The 17,514-nt window shown below is 68.7% G+C and carries 14 protein-coding genes and 2 tRNA genes; 10 read left to right on the top strand and 6 right to left on the bottom strand.

What is annotated here, in order from left to right:
* The first annotated feature begins 45 nt into the window (after positions 1–45).
* Both serA and QMO76_RS18575 read left to right on the top strand, forming a co-directional pair.
* Positions 46–1,644 (top strand): phosphoglycerate dehydrogenase, encoded by a 1,599-nt coding sequence (gene serA, locus QMO76_RS18580; protein ID WP_306362575.1) that lies wholly within the window; start codon positions 46–48, stop codon positions 1,642–1,644.
* A gap of 326 nt (positions 1,645–1,970) precedes the next feature.
* Positions 1,971–2,978, top strand: a complete 1,008-nt coding sequence (locus QMO76_RS18575; protein WP_306362574.1) for a 3-isopropylmalate dehydrogenase — start codon at positions 1,971–1,973, stop codon at positions 2,976–2,978.
* Positions 2,979–3,199: 221 nt separating this feature from the next.
* On the opposite strand, the gene QMO76_RS18570 is transcribed toward QMO76_RS18575, so the two are convergent.
* Positions 3,200–4,351: an MFS transporter gene (locus tag QMO76_RS18570; RefSeq protein WP_372342016.1), complete on the bottom strand. Its 1,152-nt coding sequence runs from the start codon at positions 4,349–4,351 to the stop codon at positions 3,200–3,202.
* 347 nt (positions 4,352–4,698) lie between these two features.
* On the opposite strand from QMO76_RS18570, the gene QMO76_RS18565 reads away from it, so the two are divergent.
* The 4 genes from QMO76_RS18565 to QMO76_RS18550 all read left to right on the top strand — a co-directional run bounded on the left by QMO76_RS18565 (position 4,699) and on the right by QMO76_RS18550 (position 7,291).
* A complete protein-coding gene (locus tag QMO76_RS18565) occupies positions 4,699–5,472 on the top strand; it encodes a fumarylacetoacetate hydrolase family protein (RefSeq protein WP_306362572.1) in 774 nt (257 codons plus the stop codon).
* Positions 5,473–5,487: 15 nt separating this feature from the next.
* The gene (gltX, locus tag QMO76_RS18560; protein WP_306362571.1) at positions 5,488–6,987 is read left to right on the top strand and encodes a glutamate--tRNA ligase; all 1,500 of its coding nucleotides are present in this window, start codon (positions 5,488–5,490) and stop codon (positions 6,985–6,987) included.
* 120 nt (positions 6,988–7,107) lie between these two features.
* Positions 7,108–7,179: transfer RNA gene (locus QMO76_RS18555), tRNA-Gln, on the top strand.
* A gap of 39 nt (positions 7,180–7,218) precedes the next feature.
* A tRNA-Glu gene (locus QMO76_RS18550) sits at positions 7,219–7,291 on the top strand.
* Positions 7,292–7,368: 77 nt separating this feature from the next.
* Here QMO76_RS18550 and QMO76_RS18545 read toward each other — a convergent pair.
* Positions 7,369–7,869, bottom strand: coding sequence for a pyridoxamine 5'-phosphate oxidase family protein (locus QMO76_RS18545; RefSeq protein ID WP_306362570.1), 501 nt, complete (start codon positions 7,867–7,869; stop codon positions 7,369–7,371).
* Positions 7,870–8,024: 155 nt separating this feature from the next.
* On the bottom strand, positions 8,025–8,726 hold the full coding sequence (locus QMO76_RS18540; RefSeq protein WP_306362569.1) for an IclR family transcriptional regulator: 702 nt from the start codon (positions 8,724–8,726) through the stop codon (positions 8,025–8,027).
* A gap of 120 nt (positions 8,727–8,846) precedes the next feature.
* On the opposite strand from QMO76_RS18540, the gene leuC reads away from it, so the two are divergent.
* The 3 genes from leuC (at position 8,847) to QMO76_RS18525 (ending at position 11,749) form a co-directional block, all read left to right on the top strand.
* Entirely contained in the window at positions 8,847–10,271 is a 1,425-nt protein-coding gene (leuC, locus tag QMO76_RS18535) for a 3-isopropylmalate dehydratase large subunit (RefSeq protein WP_306362568.1), read from the top strand.
* A gap of 46 nt (positions 10,272–10,317) precedes the next feature.
* Complete coding sequence (leuD, locus tag QMO76_RS18530; RefSeq protein WP_306362567.1) at positions 10,318–10,926, top strand: 3-isopropylmalate dehydratase small subunit; 609 nt, start codon at positions 10,318–10,320, stop codon at positions 10,924–10,926.
* A gap of 157 nt (positions 10,927–11,083) precedes the next feature.
* The gene (locus QMO76_RS18525; RefSeq protein ID WP_306362566.1) at positions 11,084–11,749 is read left to right on the top strand and encodes an HU family DNA-binding protein; all 666 of its coding nucleotides are present in this window, start codon (positions 11,084–11,086) and stop codon (positions 11,747–11,749) included.
* 406 nt (positions 11,750–12,155) lie between these two features.
* Here QMO76_RS18525 and QMO76_RS18520 read toward each other — a convergent pair whose 3' ends face one another.
* The 3 genes from QMO76_RS18520 to cofC are packed head-to-tail and all read right to left on the bottom strand — an operon-like array spanning position 12,156 to position 16,307.
* Positions 12,156–13,115, bottom strand: a complete 960-nt coding sequence (locus tag QMO76_RS18520) for an NUDIX hydrolase (protein WP_306362565.1) — start codon at positions 13,113–13,115, stop codon at positions 12,156–12,158.
* Between the two features lie 17 nt (positions 13,116–13,132).
* Entirely contained in the window at positions 13,133–15,319 is a 2,187-nt protein-coding gene (locus QMO76_RS18515) for an RNA degradosome polyphosphate kinase (protein ID WP_306362564.1), read from the bottom strand.
* A gap of 52 nt (positions 15,320–15,371) precedes the next feature.
* A complete protein-coding gene (cofC, locus tag QMO76_RS18510) occupies positions 15,372–16,307 on the bottom strand; it encodes a 2-phospho-L-lactate guanylyltransferase (RefSeq protein WP_306362563.1) in 936 nt (311 codons plus the stop codon).
* 171 nt (positions 16,308–16,478) lie between these two features.
* Between cofC and QMO76_RS18505 the strand changes: the two genes are divergently transcribed.
* Entirely contained in the window at positions 16,479–17,474 is a 996-nt protein-coding gene (locus QMO76_RS18505) for an NAD(P)H-dependent glycerol-3-phosphate dehydrogenase (RefSeq protein ID WP_306362562.1), read from the top strand.
* Positions 17,475–17,514: the final 40 nt, after the last annotated feature.

Genomic DNA, 17,514 nt, shown 5'->3' with positions numbered 1-17,514 from the left:
CTGGGCCGCGAAAATGCCGACCCCATTCCTCCAGGAGTACCCCCAGTGAGCCAAGCAGGCCGTCCTGTAGTTCTGATCGCCGACAAGCTCGCCCAGTCGACCGTCGACGCGCTCGGTGACGGCGTCGAGGTTCGCTGGGTCGACGGACCCAACCGGGCCGAGCTGCTCGCCGCCGTGCCCGAGGCCGACGCGCTGCTGGTGCGCTCCGCCACCACCGTCGACGCCGAGGTGCTCGAGGCCGGCAAGAAGCTGCAGATCGTCGCCCGCGCGGGCGTGGGCCTCGACAATGTCGACGTCCCGGCCGCCACCGAGCGCGGTGTCATGGTCGTCAACGCGCCGACCTCCAATATCCACACCGCCGCCGAGCACGCCGTCACCCTGCTGCTGGCCGCCGCCCGCCAGATCCCGGCCGCCGACGCCACCCTGCGCGAGCACACCTGGCAGCGCAGCAAGTTCAACGGCGTCGAGATCCTCGGCAAGACCGTGGGCGTCATCGGCCTGGGCCGGATCGGGCAGCTGTTCGCGCAGCGCCTCGCCGCCTTCGAAACCAAGATCATCGCGTACGACCCCTACACCTCCCCGGCCCGGGCCGCGCAGCTCGGCATCGAACTGGTGAGCCTGGACGAGGTGCTCGAGCGCGCCGACTTCATCTCCATCCACCTGCCGAAGACGCCCGAGACCAAGGGCATGCTCAATGCCGAGACGATCGCCAAGACCAAGAAGGGCGTCATCATCGTCAACGCCGCCCGCGGCGGCCTGATCGACGAGCAGGCCCTGGCCGACGCCATCGCCTCCGGCCACGTGCGCGCCGCCGGAATCGACGTGTTCGAGACCGAACCCTGCACCGACAGCCCGCTGTTCGGGCTGCCGCAGGTCGTGGTGACCCCGCACCTGGGCGCCTCCACCGCCGAGGCGCAGGACCGCGCCGGCACCGATGTGGCCAAGTCCGTGCAGCTCGCCCTCGCCGGTGAGTTCGTGCCCGGCGCGGTCAATGTCACCGGCGGCTCGGTCACCGACGAGGTCGCCCCCTGGCTGGAGATCGTGCGCAAGCAGGGCGCGCTGCTCGGTGCGCTCGCCGACGAGCTGCCGGTCAGCCTGGAGGTTCAGGTGCGCGGCGAGCTCGCCGCCGATGATGTTGCGGTGCTGGAGCTCTCGGCGCTGCGCGGGGTGTTCTCGGCGCTCATCGAGGACGCGGTCACCTTCGTCAACGCGCCTTCGCTGGCCAAGGACCGCGGCCTGGAAGCCGCGGTCACCACCCATACCGAGAGCCCGACCCACCGCAGCCTGGTCGACCTGCGCGCCGTCTTCGGCGACGGTCGCACCCTGAATGTGGCGGGCACCCTGACCGAGCCGCAGCAGGTCCAGAAGATCGTCAATATCAACGGCCGCAACTACGACATGCGCGCCGAGGGCCTCAACCTGGCCGTCCTCAACTACGAGGACCGCCCGGGTCAGCTCGGCCGCCTGGCCGGCAAGCTGGGCGAGGCCGGGATCGACATCCTCGCCGCGCAGCTCACCCAGGATCTCGACAAGGAAGGCGCGACCGTCGTGCTGCGCGTCAACCAGGAGGTTCCGGCCGAGGTGCAGGCGTCCATCGCCGAGGCCGTCGGCGCGGCCAAGGTCGCGCAGGTCGACCTGAGCTGAGCCGCCGGGCCGTCCGGGACCTGTCGGGTGTACCCGGCTGGCTTCCGGGTCGTCGCGAGTCGGATGTCGCCGATGCTCCCGCGCCCCCGCCGCGCTCGCGGCGGGGGCGCGGTGCGCTGTATGGAGGTGCAAGCTCGCCGGTCGTGATCTCACTTCTTGGGAGTTCCCCATCGCGACCTGCACCTGTCTCATCCCAGCCAATGAGACGTGCTCGCCCTGCCGTCGGACTCCGGGCAGCCACCCGCTATCGTGGCCCGTGGATCACTCCGCCCGCCGGCACGGCGGAGCGCAACTCACGGGCGTCATATCCGAACGGAGCAATGTTCATGAAACTCGCTGTCATCCCGGGCGACGGTATCGGTCCCGAGGTCATCGCCGAGGCACTCAAGGTGCTCGACGTGGTGGTGCCGGGTGTCGAGAAGACCGAATACGACCTGGGTGCCAAGCGATTCCATGCGACCGGGGAGATCCTGCCGGACTCCGTGCTGCCGGAGCTGAAGCAGCACGACGCCATACTGCTCGGCGCGATCGGCGACCCGTCGGTGCCCAGCGGCGTGCTCGAGCGCGGACTGCTGCTGCGCACCCGGTTCGAACTCGACCACCACGTGAACCTGCGCCCGTCCAAGCTGTATCCGGGCGTCACCTCGCCGCTGTCGGCGAATCCGGAGATCGACTTCGTGGTGGTGCGCGAGGGCACCGAGGGCCCCTACACCGGCACCGGCGGCGCGATCCGGGTGAACACCCCGCACGAGGTGGCCACCGAGGTCTCCACCAACACCCGCTTCGGCATCGAGCGCGTGGTGCGCTACGCCTTCGAGAAGGCGAAGCAGCGCCGCCAGCACCTCACCCTGGTGCACAAGAACAATGTGCTCACCTACGCCGGTTCGCTGTGGCAGCGCACCGTGAACGAGGTCGCCGTCGAGTACCCCGATATCGAACTGGCCTACCAGCACATCGATGCCGCGACCATCCACATGGTCACCGACCCGGGCCGCTTCGACGTGATCGTCACCGACAACCTGTTCGGCGACATCATCACCGACCTCGCCGCAGCCGTCTCCGGCGGCATCGGCCTGGCCGCCTCCGGCAATATCGACGCCTCCGGCGCCAACCCGTCCATGTTCGAGCCGGTGCACGGCAGCGCCCCCGATATCGCGGGCCGGTCCAAGGCCGACCCCACCGCCGCCATCCTCTCGGTCTCCCTGCTGCTCGCCCATCTCGGCAACGCCGAGGCCGCCGCCCGCATCGAGGCCGCCGTCGCCAAGGACCTCGCCGCCCGCACCGCCCCCGCCTCCACCGTCGAGGTGGGCGACCGCATCGCCGCCTCCGTCTGAATCGGCGGGTCTGAGCTCTCGCGCTGCGGCGGCCGCTGATCGCGGCCCCCTTCGCATTGTGGCTTCAACCTCGAAATCAACCTCGAAAACGCCCGTGCTGGAAGACCTTTCCGGCGCGGGCGTTTCGGTTGTCCGAGGGTGATGTGCGCGGGCGGATCACCAGCGTGGATGTGTGTCCCATCGGTCGCTTCCGTGTATCGGTGTCACGGGAGTCACGGGAGTCACTGTGTGGCCCCTGATTTCGGGTCGGCGGGGACCAATGGGACGGCCGCCACGGCTATTACGGCGGCCAGGAGGTAGGCGGCGGGGAAGCCCGCGACGGTGATGAGCGCGCCGAAGGTGGGGGCCAGGGCCGCCGAGGCCAGGTTCTGGCCGGTGTTCTGGATGCCCAAACCGCGTCCGCTCCAATACGGTCCGGCGATCTCGGCGACCGCGGTGAAGGCGAGGCCATTGTCCGAGACGGTGATGACCGAGGCCGCGAACATGATGGGGACGGCCAGCCACCACCATTCCAGCCAGGCCGTGACGGCCAGGGCGGCCATGGAGATGACGGCCGCGACGGCCACCGTGCGCAGCGGCCGCAACCGGCTGCCGACCCGGTCGGACCAGATGCCCGCGCCGATGCGACCGCCCGCGCCCAGGAGTTGGGTTGCGGTGACCACCGCCCCGGCCACCGGCAGTGACCAGCCGATATCGCGGTGCAGCCAGAGCAGTGCGAAGGTCCACAGCGCCGCCTGCGGGATGACCAGCAGCACCGAGACGATATGGATGCGCGACAGGGTGGTGTCGCCCCGGTACGGGTTGGCCGGGCGGCCCTGTGCGCCTGTGGGTTCCGGACGCGGCGGGTCGATGATGCCGAACAGGCAACCGATGGCGGCCAGACCCGCCATCACGGCCGGAACCAGGATGGCGGTCGAGAATCCGTGTGCCGCAGCGACGGTGGGGATACTCAGCGCGCCGATGCCCACCCCCAGCGGCTGCGCCGTCTGCCGGATGCCCATGGCCAGGCCGCGGCGCTCGGGCGGGAACCAGCCCACGATCACCCGCCCGCTCGCGCCATTGGTGCTGGCCGCGCCCATGCCGCCCAGGAACAGCAGCGCGCCGAGCGCGGCGTAGTCGGTGACCGTGGCCGCCGCCACACCCGCGACCAGCATCAACGCCGGTCCCGCCACCAGGACGCGGTGTTCGCCGATGCGGTCCACCACGTACCCCCAGGCGATGAGCGTGCACACCAGTCCCACCGTCGGCATGGACACCAGCAGACCGGCCGCGGCCAGCGACAGGCCGCGGTCGGTCAGGGCGGGCAGCAGGAACGGGGTGCCGTGCACGAAGACCGCACTGGATGCCTGTGCGAAGACGCCGAGCGCGAGCATGGACCACCGTTTCGACGTGCCGATCCGGGTCACGGTGGCCACGGCCATCACCTCGCGTCTCATTATTTGGGATCAAAATCTTATTTTCTGGACATCGAGGCTTACGGTACACCCGTGGCGCAAGTCGATTCCAGTGGCGAGCTGTCTGTTTGCTCACACCGGCGCGGCGGCGTTCCGAGCGCCCTTCGCCAGGTCGAGTTATGTTGCGTAACGGGTCTTTTCACATATACTGGGACGGGTCTCTCGGGTGGTGGCTCGGCCGCCCCCGCGCCGGTCGTCCGCCGCCCTCCCGGGCACTCGGTCGGGCGCGTTCGGGCAGGTGGTGGCCGGTCGATAGACTGCGACCCATGCGCCTAGGTCGAGTTGCCAGCCCCGATGGGGTCGCTTTCGTCAGCATCGAAGGAGACGACGGCGACACCGTCGCCCGCGAAATCGCCGAACACCCGTTCGGTACACCGACGTTCACCGGCCGCAGTTGGCCGCTGGCCGACGTGCGGCTGCTCGCGCCCATCCTGCCGAGCAAGGTGATCTGCATCGGCAAGAACTACGCGGCCCACGCCGAGGAGATGGGCGGCCCGGCCCCGGCCGATCCGGTCATCTTCATGAAGCCGAGTACCTCGGTGGTCGGCCCCAACCTGCCGATCATCCTGCCGCCCAGCTCTTCTCAGGTGGATTACGAGGGCGAACTGGCCATCGTCATCGGCGGCGTCTTCAAGAACGTCCCGGCCGCCAAGGCTCACTCGGCGATTCTGGGCTACACCGTCGCCAATGACGTCACCGCCCGTGACCAGCAGCGTCACGACGGCCAGTGGACCCGGGCCAAGGGCTACGACACCTTCTGCCCGCTGGGGCCGTGGATCGAAACCTCGGTGGACCCATCGGATCTGGAGATCGTCACCGAACTCGACGGCGAGGTGAAGCAGCGCAGCCGCACATCGCTGCTGCTGCACGATATCCCGAAGCTGATCGAGTGGGTGTCCACGGTGATGACCCTGCTGCCCGGCGATGTCATCCTCACCGGCACGCCGGAGGGCGTGGGGCCGGTGCGGGAGGGGCAGACCGTGTCCGTGACCGTCGAGGGCATCGGCACCCTCACCAATCCCGTTGCCACCAAACGCTGATCGAGAGAAGAGCTGATGTCACACCCCCACTCCCCGCCCGCCGGGACCGACGTACGGGTCCGATTCTGCCCGTCACCCACCGGTACGCCGCATGTCGGCCTGGTCCGCACCGCCCTGTTCAACTGGGCCTTCGCGCGCCACACCGGCGGCACCTTCGTCTTCCGTATCGAAGACACCGACGCCGCACGCGATTCCGAGGAGAGCTACCAGGCGATTCTCGACGCCCTGCGCTGGCTCGGCCTCACCTGGGACGAGGGCCCCGAGGTCGGCGGGCCCTACGGCCCCTACCGGCAGTCGCAGCGCAAGGACACCCACCTGGACGTGGTGCGCCGGTTGCTGGAGGCGGGGGAGGCGTACGAATCCTTCTCCACCCCTGAGGAAGTGGAGGCCCGGCACAAGGCCGCCGGTCGCGACCCGAAACTGGGCTACGACAACTTCGACCGCGACCTGACCCCCGAGCAGATCGCCGCGTACAAGGCCGAGGGCCGTCCGGCGGTCATCCGGCTGCGCATGCCCGACCAGGACCTCACCTGGACCGATCTGGTGCGCGGGGAGACCACCTTCAAGGCGGGTGTGGTGCCGGACTTCGCGCTCACCCGCGGCAATGGCGATCCGCTCTATACGCTGGTGAACCCGGTCGACGACGCCATGATGCGGATCACGCACGTCTTGCGCGGCGAGGATCTGCTGTCGTCCACGCCGCGGCAGCTGGCGCTGTACGCGGCGCTGCGGCGTATCGGGGTCGCCGAGTTCACTCCGGAGTTCGGCCATCTGCCCTTCGTGATGGGGCAGGGGAACAAGAAGCTGTCGAAGCGTGATCCGGAGTCGAATCTCTTCCATCACCGCGACCGCGGGTTCATTCCGGAGGGTTTGCTGAATTATCTGGCGCTGCTCGGCTGGAGCATCGCCGATGATCATGACGTGTTCTCCATGGCGGAGATGGTGGCGGCGTTCGATATTTCGAAAGTGAATTCGAATCCGGCGCGTTTCGACCAGAAGAAGGCCGATGCGATCAACGCCGAACATATTCGTTTGCTGGAACCGGGTGACTTTGCTCACCGGCTGCGCGCTTACCTCACCGAACACGGGCATATCGGCGCGGAGGTGGACGACAAGCTGTTCGCCATAGCGGCCGATCTCGTGCAGACCCGGATCGTGGTGCTCGGCGACGCCTGGGAGCTATTGAAGTTCCTTTTCGTCCCGGCCGACGAGTTCACCGTCGACGAGGCCGCCGCGCAAAAGAATCTCGGCCCCGACGCCGTTCCGGTGCTGGAAGCGGCCATTTCCGCGCTGGACGGTGTTTCCGAGTGGACCGCCGCCCCGATCGAGGCGGCGCTCAAGGAGGCGCTCATCGACGGGCTCGGTCTCAAACCGCGCAAGGCGTTCGCACCCGTGCGGGTGGCGGTCACCGGATCGCACATCAGCCCGCCGCTGTACGAGTCCCTGGAGCTGCTCGGCCGGGAGACCGCCATGGCCCGGTTGCGTGCCGCACCGGCCGCCAGCGGCCCGAAATGACCGGAAACAGGGGGTCTGACCAGCCGATTTGTGGTTGACCGGGTGGCGTTTGGTAATCTCTTTCTCGGCCGGAAGCGAGGTCGAGAGCCCCACAAGGGAGCGACCGAACGCCCAGGTCATTGGGGTATGGTGTAATTGGCAACACAGCTGATTCTGGTTCAGCCATTCTAGGTTCGAGTCCTGGTACCCCAGCGGAGCTTTCCGGAGCTCTCGGTTGTTCGCAACCATCCTGGTCCCGTCGTCTAGCGGCCTAGGACGCCGCCCTCTCAAGGCGGTAGCGCGGGTTCAAATCCCGTCGGGACTACAAGAAAAGGCCCCCAACCTCGGTTGGGGGCCTTTCACTGTTTTCTCGTGTCGCGCGGGGCGTGCCGAATGAGATTCTCAGTCCAAGGCTTTCGCGGTTGAACCGCCCAAGGGCATCGCGGGCATGCCGAGTTTGCGGTGATCCCAGCTGCGCACCCGGTCGGGCACCAGGCGCACCGCCACGCGCTTGTTCAGCATCTGCTCCACGAACGGCTTCATATCCTCGCTGTAGGGCCCGGTGTAGCGCTCCCACACGCTGACGCCGACCCGGAACAGCGCCTCGGGATCGTCGACGATTTCGGCCCGTCCCTCGATGGACACACCGCGTAGCTGGTCATAGGTGTCGCCGGCCTCGACCAGCACGGTGACCCGCGGATCGCGGCGCAGATTGACGGCCTTCTGCGATTTCGCCTTGGTCTCGAACCAGATCTGGCCGTCGATCAGGCCGTACCACATGGCGGTCAGGTGCGGCATGCCCGTGGGGCCGAGCGTGGCCAGGGTGGCGATGCGACTGCGCGCGAGGAAATCGGTGATCTCCTGGTCTGTCATCACGATCGCGGCGCGTTGGTTAACTCCCATGCGGCGACTGTACTTTACGGCGTATGGGCCAGGTCACACCGCTGGCGCGGTGGTACCGGTCGTGTGACCGGTGATCCCGTAGAGGCGATTGTGGGCGCTGTGGCGGCTGTGAGGCCGCCGCGCACCCCCGCCCCCGTCGGAGCCTCGAACGCCCGTCAGAGGCGCTTGTGGAGGGCCTCGGCGGCGGCCACCAGATCGGCGGCCCAGCGCGCGCCCGGGCGGCGGCCCATGCGGTCGATGGGTCCGGATACCGAGACGGCGGCGACCACCGCGCCCGCGGCGTCGCGCACCGGGGCCGATACGCTCGCCACCCCGGCCGCACGCTCGGCGGCGCTCTGTGCCCAGCCGCGGCGGCGGACCTCGGCCAGGGCGCGTTCGCCGAAGACGGCGTCGGCCAGCACGGTGCGCTGTAGATCGGCGTCGGCCCAGGCGAGCAGCACCTTGGCGGCCGAACCCGCGGTGAGCGGCATGCGCGCCCCGATCGGCACGGTGTCGCGCAGCCCCGCGGCCGGTTCCATGGCCGCCACGCAGACGCGGGCATTGCCGTCCCGGCGGTAGAGCTGGACGCTCTCCCCGGTGATCTCGCGCAGGCGCGGCAGGATGGTGGCGGCCGCGTCGAGCAGGGGGTCGCTGGCGGTGGTGGCCAGCTCCGACAGCGCGGGTCCGGGTCGCCACAGGCCCTGGTTGTCGCGGGCCAGCATCCGGTGCACCTCCAGGCCGACGGCCAGCCGGTGCGCGGTGGCGCGGGGCAGGCCGGTGCGGGTGCACAGCTCGTTGAGGCCGCAGGGTTGCTCGGCGACGGCGGTCAGCACCGCCATGGCTTTGTCGAGCACCCCGATACCGCTATGCTGTCTCATAGAACGATATTAGCGTCTCGTATGTTGGGAATTGCAACTCGACTCCCCGACGGCCCGCGAGTCGCTACGACCGCGCCACCAGCCCGGGCGCGGCGATGTCTATCGAAAGGTGATGGAGATATGGCCCACCGGCCACGCACTCTGGCGGAGAAGGTCTGGGAGCAGCACGTCGTCGTCCGCGGCGCGGGTGAGGGCGAACAGCGCGAACCCGATCTCATCTACATCGACCTGCACCTGGTCCACGAGGTGACCAGTCCGCAGGCGTTCGACGGCCTCCGACAGGCGGGCCGCCCGGTGCGCCGCCCGGATCTCACCATCGCCACCGAGGACCACAACGTCCCGACCATCGATATCGACAAGCCGATCGCCGATCCGGTGTCGCGCACCCAGGTGGAGACGCTGCGCCGCAACTGCGCGGAATTCGGCATCCGGCTGCACCCGATGGGCGATCTGGACCAGGGCATCGTGCACGTGGTCGGACCGCAGCTGGGACTGACCCAGCCGGGAACCACCGTGGTGTGCGGTGATTCGCACACCTCCACGCACGGCGCGTTCGGCGCGCTGGCGATGGGTATCGGCACCTCCGAGGTGGAACACGTGCTGGCGACGCAGACCTTGTCGCTGCGGCCGTTCAAGACCATGGCCATCGATATCGACGGCCAGCTGCCGCCGGGCGTGACTTCCAAGGACGTCATTCTCGCGGTCATCGCGCGGATCGGCACCGGCGGCGGTCAGGGCTACGTGCTGGAGTACCGCGGCGAGGCGGTGCGCTCCATGTCCATGGAGGCCCGGATGACCATGTGCAACATGTCGATCGAGGCGGGTGCCCGGGCGGGCATGGTCGCGCCCGACGAGGTGACCTACGAATTCCTGAAGGGCCGCCCGCACGCCCCGCGGGGCGCGGACTGGGATGCCGCCGTGGCGGCCTGGGAGGACCTGAAGACCGATGAGGGCGCGGTTTTCGACGCCGAGGTGCGTATCGACGCGTCGACGCTGACACCTTTCGTCACGTGGGGCACCAATCCGGGTCAGGGGTCGCCGCTGGGCGATACCGTGCCGGTTCCGGCCGATATCCCCGACGAGTCCGAGCGCGAGGCGGCCGAGAAGGCGCTGCGTTACATGGATCTGACCCCGGGGATGCCGCTGCGCGAGGTCAGCGTCGACACCGTCTTCGTGGGTTCGTGCACCAATGGCCGGATCGAGGACCTGCGCGCGGTCGCGGAAGTCCTGAAGGGTCGCACGGTCGCGCCGGGTGTGCGGATGCTCATCGTCCCGGGTTCCATGCGGGTGCGGGCGCAGGCGGAAAAGGAGGGTCTGGGCGAGATTTTCACCGCCGCCGGCGCGGAGTGGCGGCAGGCCGGGTGCTCGATGTGCCTTGGCATGAATCCCGACCAACTGTCGCCCGGTCAGCGCTGTGCCTCCACCTCGAACCGCAATTTCGAGGGCCGCCAGGGCAAGGGTGGCCGCACGCATCTGGTCTCGCCGCTGGTCGCGGCGGCCACCGCGGTGCGCGGAACCCTGTCCTCACCGGCCGATCTGAACTGATCCGGCACCGATTCGGCCCCTTCTCACCAGACTTCAGGAGTAAACGATGGAAGCCTTCAAGGTCCACAAGGGGATCGGCGTTCCGCTGCGCCGGTCCAACGTCGACACCGACCAGATCATCCCGGCCGTGTATCTGAAGCGCGTCACCCGAACCGGATTCGAGGATGGTCTGTTCGCGGCCTGGCGAACGGATCCGCACTTCATTCTGAACACCGACCCTTACAAGCGGGGTAGTGTCCTGGTCGCCGGTCCGGATTTCGGTACCGGATCCTCACGAGAGCACGCGGTTTGGGCGCTCATGGACTACGGGTTCCGGGTCGTGATCTCCTCCCGCTTCGCCGACATCTTCCGGGGCAACGCCGGCAAGGGCGGTCTGGTGGCCGCTCGAATGTCACAGAACGATGTCGAATTGCTCTGGAAGTTGCTCGAGGAACAGCCCGGCCTGGAATTGGTGACCGACCTCGAGGCGCGCACGGTGACCGCGGGAACCGTTGTGTTGCCGTTCGATATTGATGACTACACCAGGTGGCGCCTGCTCGAAGGGCTGGACGACATCGGTCTCACTCTGCGCCGCTGCGATGAGATCGACGCCTACGAAAAGGCAAGGCCAGCTTGGAAACCGACCACGATTCCGGCCCATATTTCGCAGACGTAATCATTGGGAACCGTTAGCTGAACCCTCCCAAACCAGGTTGCTGGGCGTGTGCCACGCCACATGAATTTTGGCGTGGCACATAGACTCTTGCCCAATGAAGGTTTAACGTGGTACCTAGTCGGTCCGACGACGGGCCATTTAGTCTGCGGAGGATTCAATGAACAAGGCGGAACTGATCGATGTTCTGACCGAGAAGTTGGGTACTGACAGGCGCACGGCTACTGCGGCAGTGGAGCAGATGGTCGACACCATCGTGCGCGCTGTGAACAAAGGCCAGAGCGTCACCATCACCGGATTCGGTGTCTTCGAACAGCGCAAGCGGGCCGCTCGCGTCGCCCGTAACCCGCGCACCGGCGAAACCGTCAAGGTCAAGCCGACTTCGGTTCCCGCGTTCCGTCCGGGCGCGCAGTTCAAGGCGATCATCGCGGGTAAGCAGAAGATCGCCGCGAGCGGCCCGGCCGTGAAACGCGGTGTGGCCGCCCCGGTGTCGGGCAAGGCAGCCGGCGCCAAGAAGACGGCCGCCAAGAAGACGGCCAAGAAGGCCGCGGCGAAGAAGACGACCGCCACCAAGGCTCCGGCCAAGACCACGGCCAAGAAGGCCGCGTCGAAGGCTCCCGCCAAGAAGACGGCCGCCAAGAAGACCACGGCCAAGAAGACCGCCGCCAAGAAGACGACCGCGAAGAAGGCCCCGGTCGCCAAGAAGACGGCGGCAAAGAAGACCACTGCCAAGGCAACTGCGGCGAAGAAGACCACGGCCAAGAAGACGACCGCGAAGAAGGCGCCGGCGAAGAAGACCACCGCCAAGCGCACTGCCCGTCGCTGACGGGGATAGCGTCCAGCGGAGGAACTGCGCTACGCAGTGGGACGACATATGCGAAACGGCCCGGCCATCGGCCCGGGCCGTTTCGCATGTCAGGGGCCGGATTCGCCTGCCGGGGCGGGGAATCGGGCCGGTCGGGGGAAGATCGCCCCGTCAGGGGCCGGATCGGCCTGTCGGAGCGGGGTTCTCGGCCGGGTGGGCCGCCCCCGCGGTGAATTGCGCTAGCCCTGACGCGAAATGGGCCCGTGACGGCGCGAAATGGTGCCGGTGTGCCGGAATGAGGCGGTTGTGACGGCGAAAAAGTCTCCGGATGGAATGGTCGGATGACCGTATAAATGGAGGTCGTATCTCCGCCGGCCGAATACGCCGCTGACGGCGTTAAATCCGCCAGCGGCACACCGAATTCGGTCTAACGTCCGATATCGATCGTGAGGGCCCGGTCGAGGTGGTCGGCGGCCACCAGCCGGCCTCCGCGCAGCGACAGCACCCACACGCTGCCCTTGCGATTGCGTGCCGGCGGCAGCACCACGCCGTCGCGCCCGGCCCAGCGGTCGAGCAGATCCGGAATCACCTTGCCCTGGCTGCAGATGACCGGAACGGTGTCCTCGGAAACCAGCCGCACGGCCCGCCGCAGCGCCGCGTCCGGGTCGCGTGCGTACCCGGATTCGGACAACAACGGCTCCCGGACGATTTCGACGCCCAGCCGCTCGGCGAGCGGGGCCACCGTCTGCACGCAGCGCAGCGGTGGGGCCGAGTGGATTTCGCCGGCGCCGAAGGCGAGCAGATTCGGCACCAGCGCAGCGGCCTGGGCGCGACCGGCCTTCTCGAGCGGCCGCTCGTCGTCCGGGCCGGTGAAGCGCTCCTTGCGCCCGGCCTTGGCGTGCCGCACCACCAGCAGGGTGGAGGTATCGGCCGGCAGCCGAAGGAAACTGCGCACGACGGTGCGGTCCATCGGATAGGACAGCTGATCCATCAGACTGTCGATGTGCTGCCACTGCAGCTCGTCCACCTCGGAATTGGCGGAGAACGCCCCGTCGACCACCTCGGCCGCCCAGTAGTACACCCGCTTGAGCTTGCGATGCCCCGGAATCGGATAGGTCACATGCCCCAGATAGCGGCCCAGGCGGCACTGCAGGCCGGTTTCCTCGGCCACCTCGCGCACGGCGGTGACCATCGGGGTCTCACCGGGATCCAGCTTGCCCTTGGGCAGTGACCAGTCCTGGTACTTGGGCCGGTGCACCACGGCGATCTCCAGCCCGCTCGAGCGGTCGTGCCGCCACAGCACGGCACCGGCGGCGAGGATATTGGGTGTCACGCGGGGATCGTTGATCCCGTTGCCGTTCTCCGCGGTCGCGGTGCCTTCGGTCATATCGGTACGCGCGCCGTTCACCGGCGATCCGGACGTCGCAGTCGCATCAGGTGTTCCTGGTGGTCGCGCACCTGCTCGCCCGCCACCGAGGTATCCGGCCGCGCCAGCCAACTGCTGTCGGATTGCAGCACCCAGCAGCGGGTGTCGTGGTGCAGCGCGGAATCGAAGACCTCGCCCAGCTGTTTCGCCAGGCGCGGGTCCTTCACCTGCGCCATGACCTCCACCCGCCGGTCCAGATTGCGGTGCATCATATCGGCGCTGCCGATCCAGTACTCGTCCTGTGCCTGGAAGTGCAGCACCCGGGAATGCTCCAGGTACCGGCCGAGAATCGAACGCACCTCGATGTTCTCGCTCATCCCCGGCACGCCGGGGCGCAGGCCGCAGATGCCGCGCACCACGATCTGCACCGGCACCCCCGCCTGGGAGGCGCGATAGAGGGCGTCGATCACCTGTTCGTCCACGATGGCGTTGGCCTTCAGCCGGATTCGCGCCTGCCGGCCCTGCTCGGCGAGCTCGATCTCGCGTTCGATGCGCTCGATGATCCCGGCGCGCACCCCGATCGGGGCCACCAGCAGATTCCGGTAGTTGGCCTTGCGCGAGTAACCGGTCAGCGAATTGAACAGATCGGTGAGGTCCGCACCGATCTCCGGTGCGGCCGTGAGCAATCCGACGTCCTCGTAGAGGCGCGCGGTCTTGGGATTGTAGTTGCCGGTGCCGATATGGCAGTAGCGGCGGATGGTCGCGCCCTCGCGGCGCACCACCAGGCAGGTCTTGCAGTGCGTCTTGAGGCCGATGAGGCCGTAGACCACGTGCACGCCCGCCTGCTCCAGGGCGCGCGCCCACTTGATATTGGCCTGCTCGTCGAAGCGGGCCTTGATCTCCACCAGCGCCACCACCTGCTTACCGGCCTCGGCGGCGTCGATGAGGGCGTTGACGATGGGGGAGTCGCCGGAGGTGCGGTACAGCGTCTGCTTGATGGCCAGCACCTGCGGATCGGCGGCGGCCTGCTCGATGAACCGCTGCACGCTGGTGGAGAAGGAGTCGTAGGGGTGGTGCACCAGCACATCGCCCTCGCGCAGGGCGGCGAAAACGTTTCGCGGCGTTTCCCGTTCGCCGAAGGCCGGGGGTGTGGCGGGCACGTAGGGCGCGTCCTTGAGGTGCGGGCGGTCCACCCCGTACACCTGCCACAGGCAGGACAGGTCGAGCAGGCCGGGCACCTGGATGACGTCGCCGGGATCGACATCGAGCTCGCGCAGCAGCAGATCGAGCATGTGCTCGGTCATATCGTCGGAGACCTCCAGCCGCACCGGGGATCCGAAGCGACGGCGGGCGAGTTCGCGTTCCAGGGCCTGCAACAGGTCCTCGTCGCGGTCCTCGTCCACCTCGAAGTCGGCATTGCGGGTGATGCGGAACGAATGGTGTTCCACCACTTCCATTCCCGGGAACAGCAGCGGCAGATGCGCCGCGATAAGCTCCTCCATGGGTAGGAAGGCCGCCATGGCGGATCCGCTGGGGGAGTTGACGTCCCGCGCCGGGTTGGAGCGGCGCACCCGCACGAACCGGTCCACATTGTCGGGCACCTTCACGCGGGCGAAGTGCTCGCCGCCGGTCTCCGAATCCTTCACCGTCACGGCCAGATTGAGGCTGAGACCGGAGATGTAGGGGAAAGGGTGTGCCGGGTCGACGGCGAGCGGGGTGAGGACCGGGAAGACCTGGTCGGTGAAGTAGCCGGAGAGGCGTTCGCGCTCGGCGTCGTCGAGGTCGGCCCAGCCGATGATGGCGATGCCCTCCTCGATGAGGGAGGGCAGCACCGAGTCGAGGAAGACGTGGGCGTGGCGGTCGGCGAGTTCCTGGGCGCGGGCGGCGATGAGGTCGAGCTGCTCGGTGGGGGACAGGCCGTCGGCGGAGCGCACCGAGAGGCCGGTCTCGGCGCGGCGCTTCAAACCGGCCACGCGGACCATGTAGAACTCGTCGAGATTCGAGGCGAAGATGGCGAGGAACTTGGCACGCTCGAGCAGCGGCTGTGACCGGTCCTCGGCCAGGGCCAGCACGCGGGCGTTGAAATCGAGCCAGCTCAGTTCCCGATTGAGGTAGCGATCCTGCGGCAGCTTCGACTGCGTGGGCGGTGGGGTCGCCGCGGGCGGGGCCGCGGGAAGTTGCGGCGGTTGCTTGACGGTTTCCGTATCGCTCACACTCACGATCATTCCCTATCTGCCGAGGGGCTCGCCTGTCCGACACCGCCCATTGCAGCGCAGATCACGCCGGTCGTCGCACCGGCGGACCCATGCGGTCCACTGAATGTTTGCCGTCGCCCGGAAGCGCCATACCGAGTTCACCCAGAAGCGCACGGGTGTTCACGCCCACGCCGAGTGCCATCGCCCGCCCCAGATCGTCGGCGGTGTCCACGTCCTGCCGCAACCCGGGCCAGTCGCCGAGCAACGCCACCGCACCGGCGGCGATGTGACGGCGGGCGGAGTCGGCGCCGAAAAGCGGGGCGAGCGGGGTGGATCCGTCGCGCACGAGCAGAGCGACGGTGCCGGTCCCGGTGTGGTCGGCCACCACCGCGCGCTGATTCCCGGGTGCGGCGGTGAGCATTCCCGACAGTTCGGCGGGCCGCAGCGCGGGCAGGTCCGCCTGCAGGGCGAGCAGTTCCACCGGTCCGTGCCTGCGTCGCACCGCGTCGGCGGCGGCGGACAGGGCCGCGTTCAGTCCCCCGCGCGGGGGGACGGGGTCGAATCCGGCGGTATGGAGCGGGGCCGGGCCGCCGGAGTGGCTGCCTCCCGCCGGCTGACGGTGCGGCTCGGCGCGGAGTCGCTCGCCCCGCGCGCGGGGGCGGGGCGCTTCCGCGCGCCGCGGTACCCCTCCGGTGCGGGAGGCGGCCGGGTCCGGCGTGGCATCGAGTGGTGTCGCGGGGGCGCGGAGTGTCACGGCGGGGGACTGCCCGGCATCCGGGCCTGGCGGCTCGGGGTGGACGTGCGCCCCCAGCCCGCGCACCAGATCGGCGACCCGCGGATCGGGGGTGACGACCGTGACCGAACCGATCTCCGGCGTCGCGGCGGCCGCGTCGACGGTGTCGGCGAGCATGGCCAGCACCAGGCGGGGCCGGTCGTGCGGGTGCAGCCGGTCGGCGAGTCGGCTCTTGGCGAGCTCGAGACTCTTCACCGCGATGACGGCGTGCACGAACGAGCGCATGCCCGAATCCTCCCACTCGATGGTTGTCCGACGCGCGGCGGTGGCGGTAAACGCCTCGTGAACGCCCGGACGCGACCACCGCTCTGGAATGCCAAGCGGTGAGCGCGCGGGAATGTTCCCGGGTGTGGCGGTGTGACCCGGCTGGGCGCGGCGGGTGCATATATTGGTCTGATGACGAGGGCAGCGGTGCTGGGAGCGGGTTCGTGGGGGACCGCGTTCGCGAAGGTGTTGGCGGAGGCGGGAACCGAGGTCACCATGTGGGCCCGGCGACCGGAGGTCGCGAAGGCGATCGCCGGTGAGCACCGCAATCCCCGGTATCTCCCCGATGTGGAACTGCCGCCCGTCGCCGCCACCGACGACCACCGGATCGCCCTGGACGGCGCGGATATCGTGGTGCTGGCGGTGCCGTCGCAGTCGCTGCGGACCAATCTCGCGGCGTGGAAGACCGATATTCCGGCCGACGCGACGCTGCTGAGCCTGGCCAAGGGCATCGAGACCGGCACGCTGCTGCGTATGAGCCAGGTGATCGCCGAGGTGAGCGGCGCGGACCCGAGTCGGGTGGCGGTGCTGTCCGGGCCGAATCTGGCCAAGGAGATCGCCGCCCGCCAACCCGCCGCCACCGTGGTCGCGTGCAGCGACGCCGCGCGCGCCGAGGCGGTGCAGCGGGCCTGCGCCACCGGTTACTTCCGGCCATACACCAATACCGATGTGGTCGGCTGCGAGATCGGCGGCGCGTGCAAGAACGTCATCGCCCTGGCGTGCGGTATCGCCTCCGGCATGGGGTTGGGCGACAACTCGATCGCCAGCCTGATCACCCGCGGGCTGGCCGAGATCATCCGGCTCGGCGTCGCCCTCGGCGCGGAACCGGTGACCCTCGCCGGTCTGGCCGGAGTCGGCGACCTGGTCGCCACCTGCACGTCCCCGCTGTCGCGCAACCGCTCGTTCGGCTACGTCCTCGGCTCCGGCGGCACCATGGAGACCGCCCAGGCGGCCACCCACGGCCAGGTCGCCGAGGGCGTGAAGTCCTGCACCTCGGTGCGTGCGCTGGCGGAGCGGACCGGGGTGGAGATGCCGCTCACCGATGCCGTGCACCGGGTCTGCCACGCGGGGCTGTCGGCCTCGGAGGCGGTGGGGCAGCTGCTCGGGCGGCGACTCAAGTCGGAGTGACACCGCCGCTGATCGGGCGCGCCGCGGTCCACGGCCCGGT

The organism is Nocardia sp. CC227C (assembly GCF_030767025.1).
In the GTDB taxonomy this organism is placed as follows: Bacteria; Actinomycetota; Actinomycetes; order Mycobacteriales; family Mycobacteriaceae; genus Nocardia.
The sequence above is the reverse complement of the archived record's forward strand: the minus strand, read 5'-3'. Positions and strand labels throughout refer to the sequence as shown.

Coding starts and splice junctions, on each gene's coding strand:
- QMO76_RS18525 (WP_306362566.1), top strand. CDS start 11,084: ATGAACAAGGCGGAACTGATCGATGTTCTGACCGAGAAGTTGGGTACT.
- cofC (WP_306362563.1), bottom strand. CDS start 16,307: ATGCGCTCGTTCGTGCACGCCGTCATCGCGGTGAAGAGTCTCGAGCTC.
- gltX (WP_306362571.1), top strand. CDS start 5,488: ATGTCACACCCCCACTCCCCGCCCGCCGGGACCGACGTACGGGTCCGA.
- QMO76_RS18515 (WP_306362564.1), bottom strand. CDS start 15,319: ATGATCGTGAGTGTGAGCGATACGGAAACCGTCAAGCAACCGCCGCAA.
- QMO76_RS18545 (WP_306362570.1), bottom strand. CDS start 7,869: ATGGGAGTTAACCAACGCGCCGCGATCGTGATGACAGACCAGGAGATC.
- QMO76_RS18520 (WP_306362565.1), bottom strand. CDS start 13,115: ATGACCGAAGGCACCGCGACCGCGGAGAACGGCAACGGGATCAACGAT.
- QMO76_RS18505 (WP_306362562.1), top strand. CDS start 16,479: ATGACGAGGGCAGCGGTGCTGGGAGCGGGTTCGTGGGGGACCGCGTTC.
- QMO76_RS18575 (WP_306362574.1), top strand. CDS start 1,971: ATGAAACTCGCTGTCATCCCGGGCGACGGTATCGGTCCCGAGGTCATC.
- QMO76_RS18570 (WP_372342016.1), bottom strand. CDS start 4,351: ATGCTCGCGCTCGGCGTCTTCGCACAGGCATCCAGTGCGGTCTTCGTG.
- leuD (WP_306362567.1), top strand. CDS start 10,318: ATGGAAGCCTTCAAGGTCCACAAGGGGATCGGCGTTCCGCTGCGCCGG.
- QMO76_RS18540 (WP_306362569.1), bottom strand. CDS start 8,726: ATGAGACAGCATAGCGGTATCGGGGTGCTCGACAAAGCCATGGCGGTG.
- leuC (WP_306362568.1), top strand. CDS start 8,847: ATGGCCCACCGGCCACGCACTCTGGCGGAGAAGGTCTGGGAGCAGCAC.
- QMO76_RS18565 (WP_306362572.1), top strand. CDS start 4,699: ATGCGCCTAGGTCGAGTTGCCAGCCCCGATGGGGTCGCTTTCGTCAGC.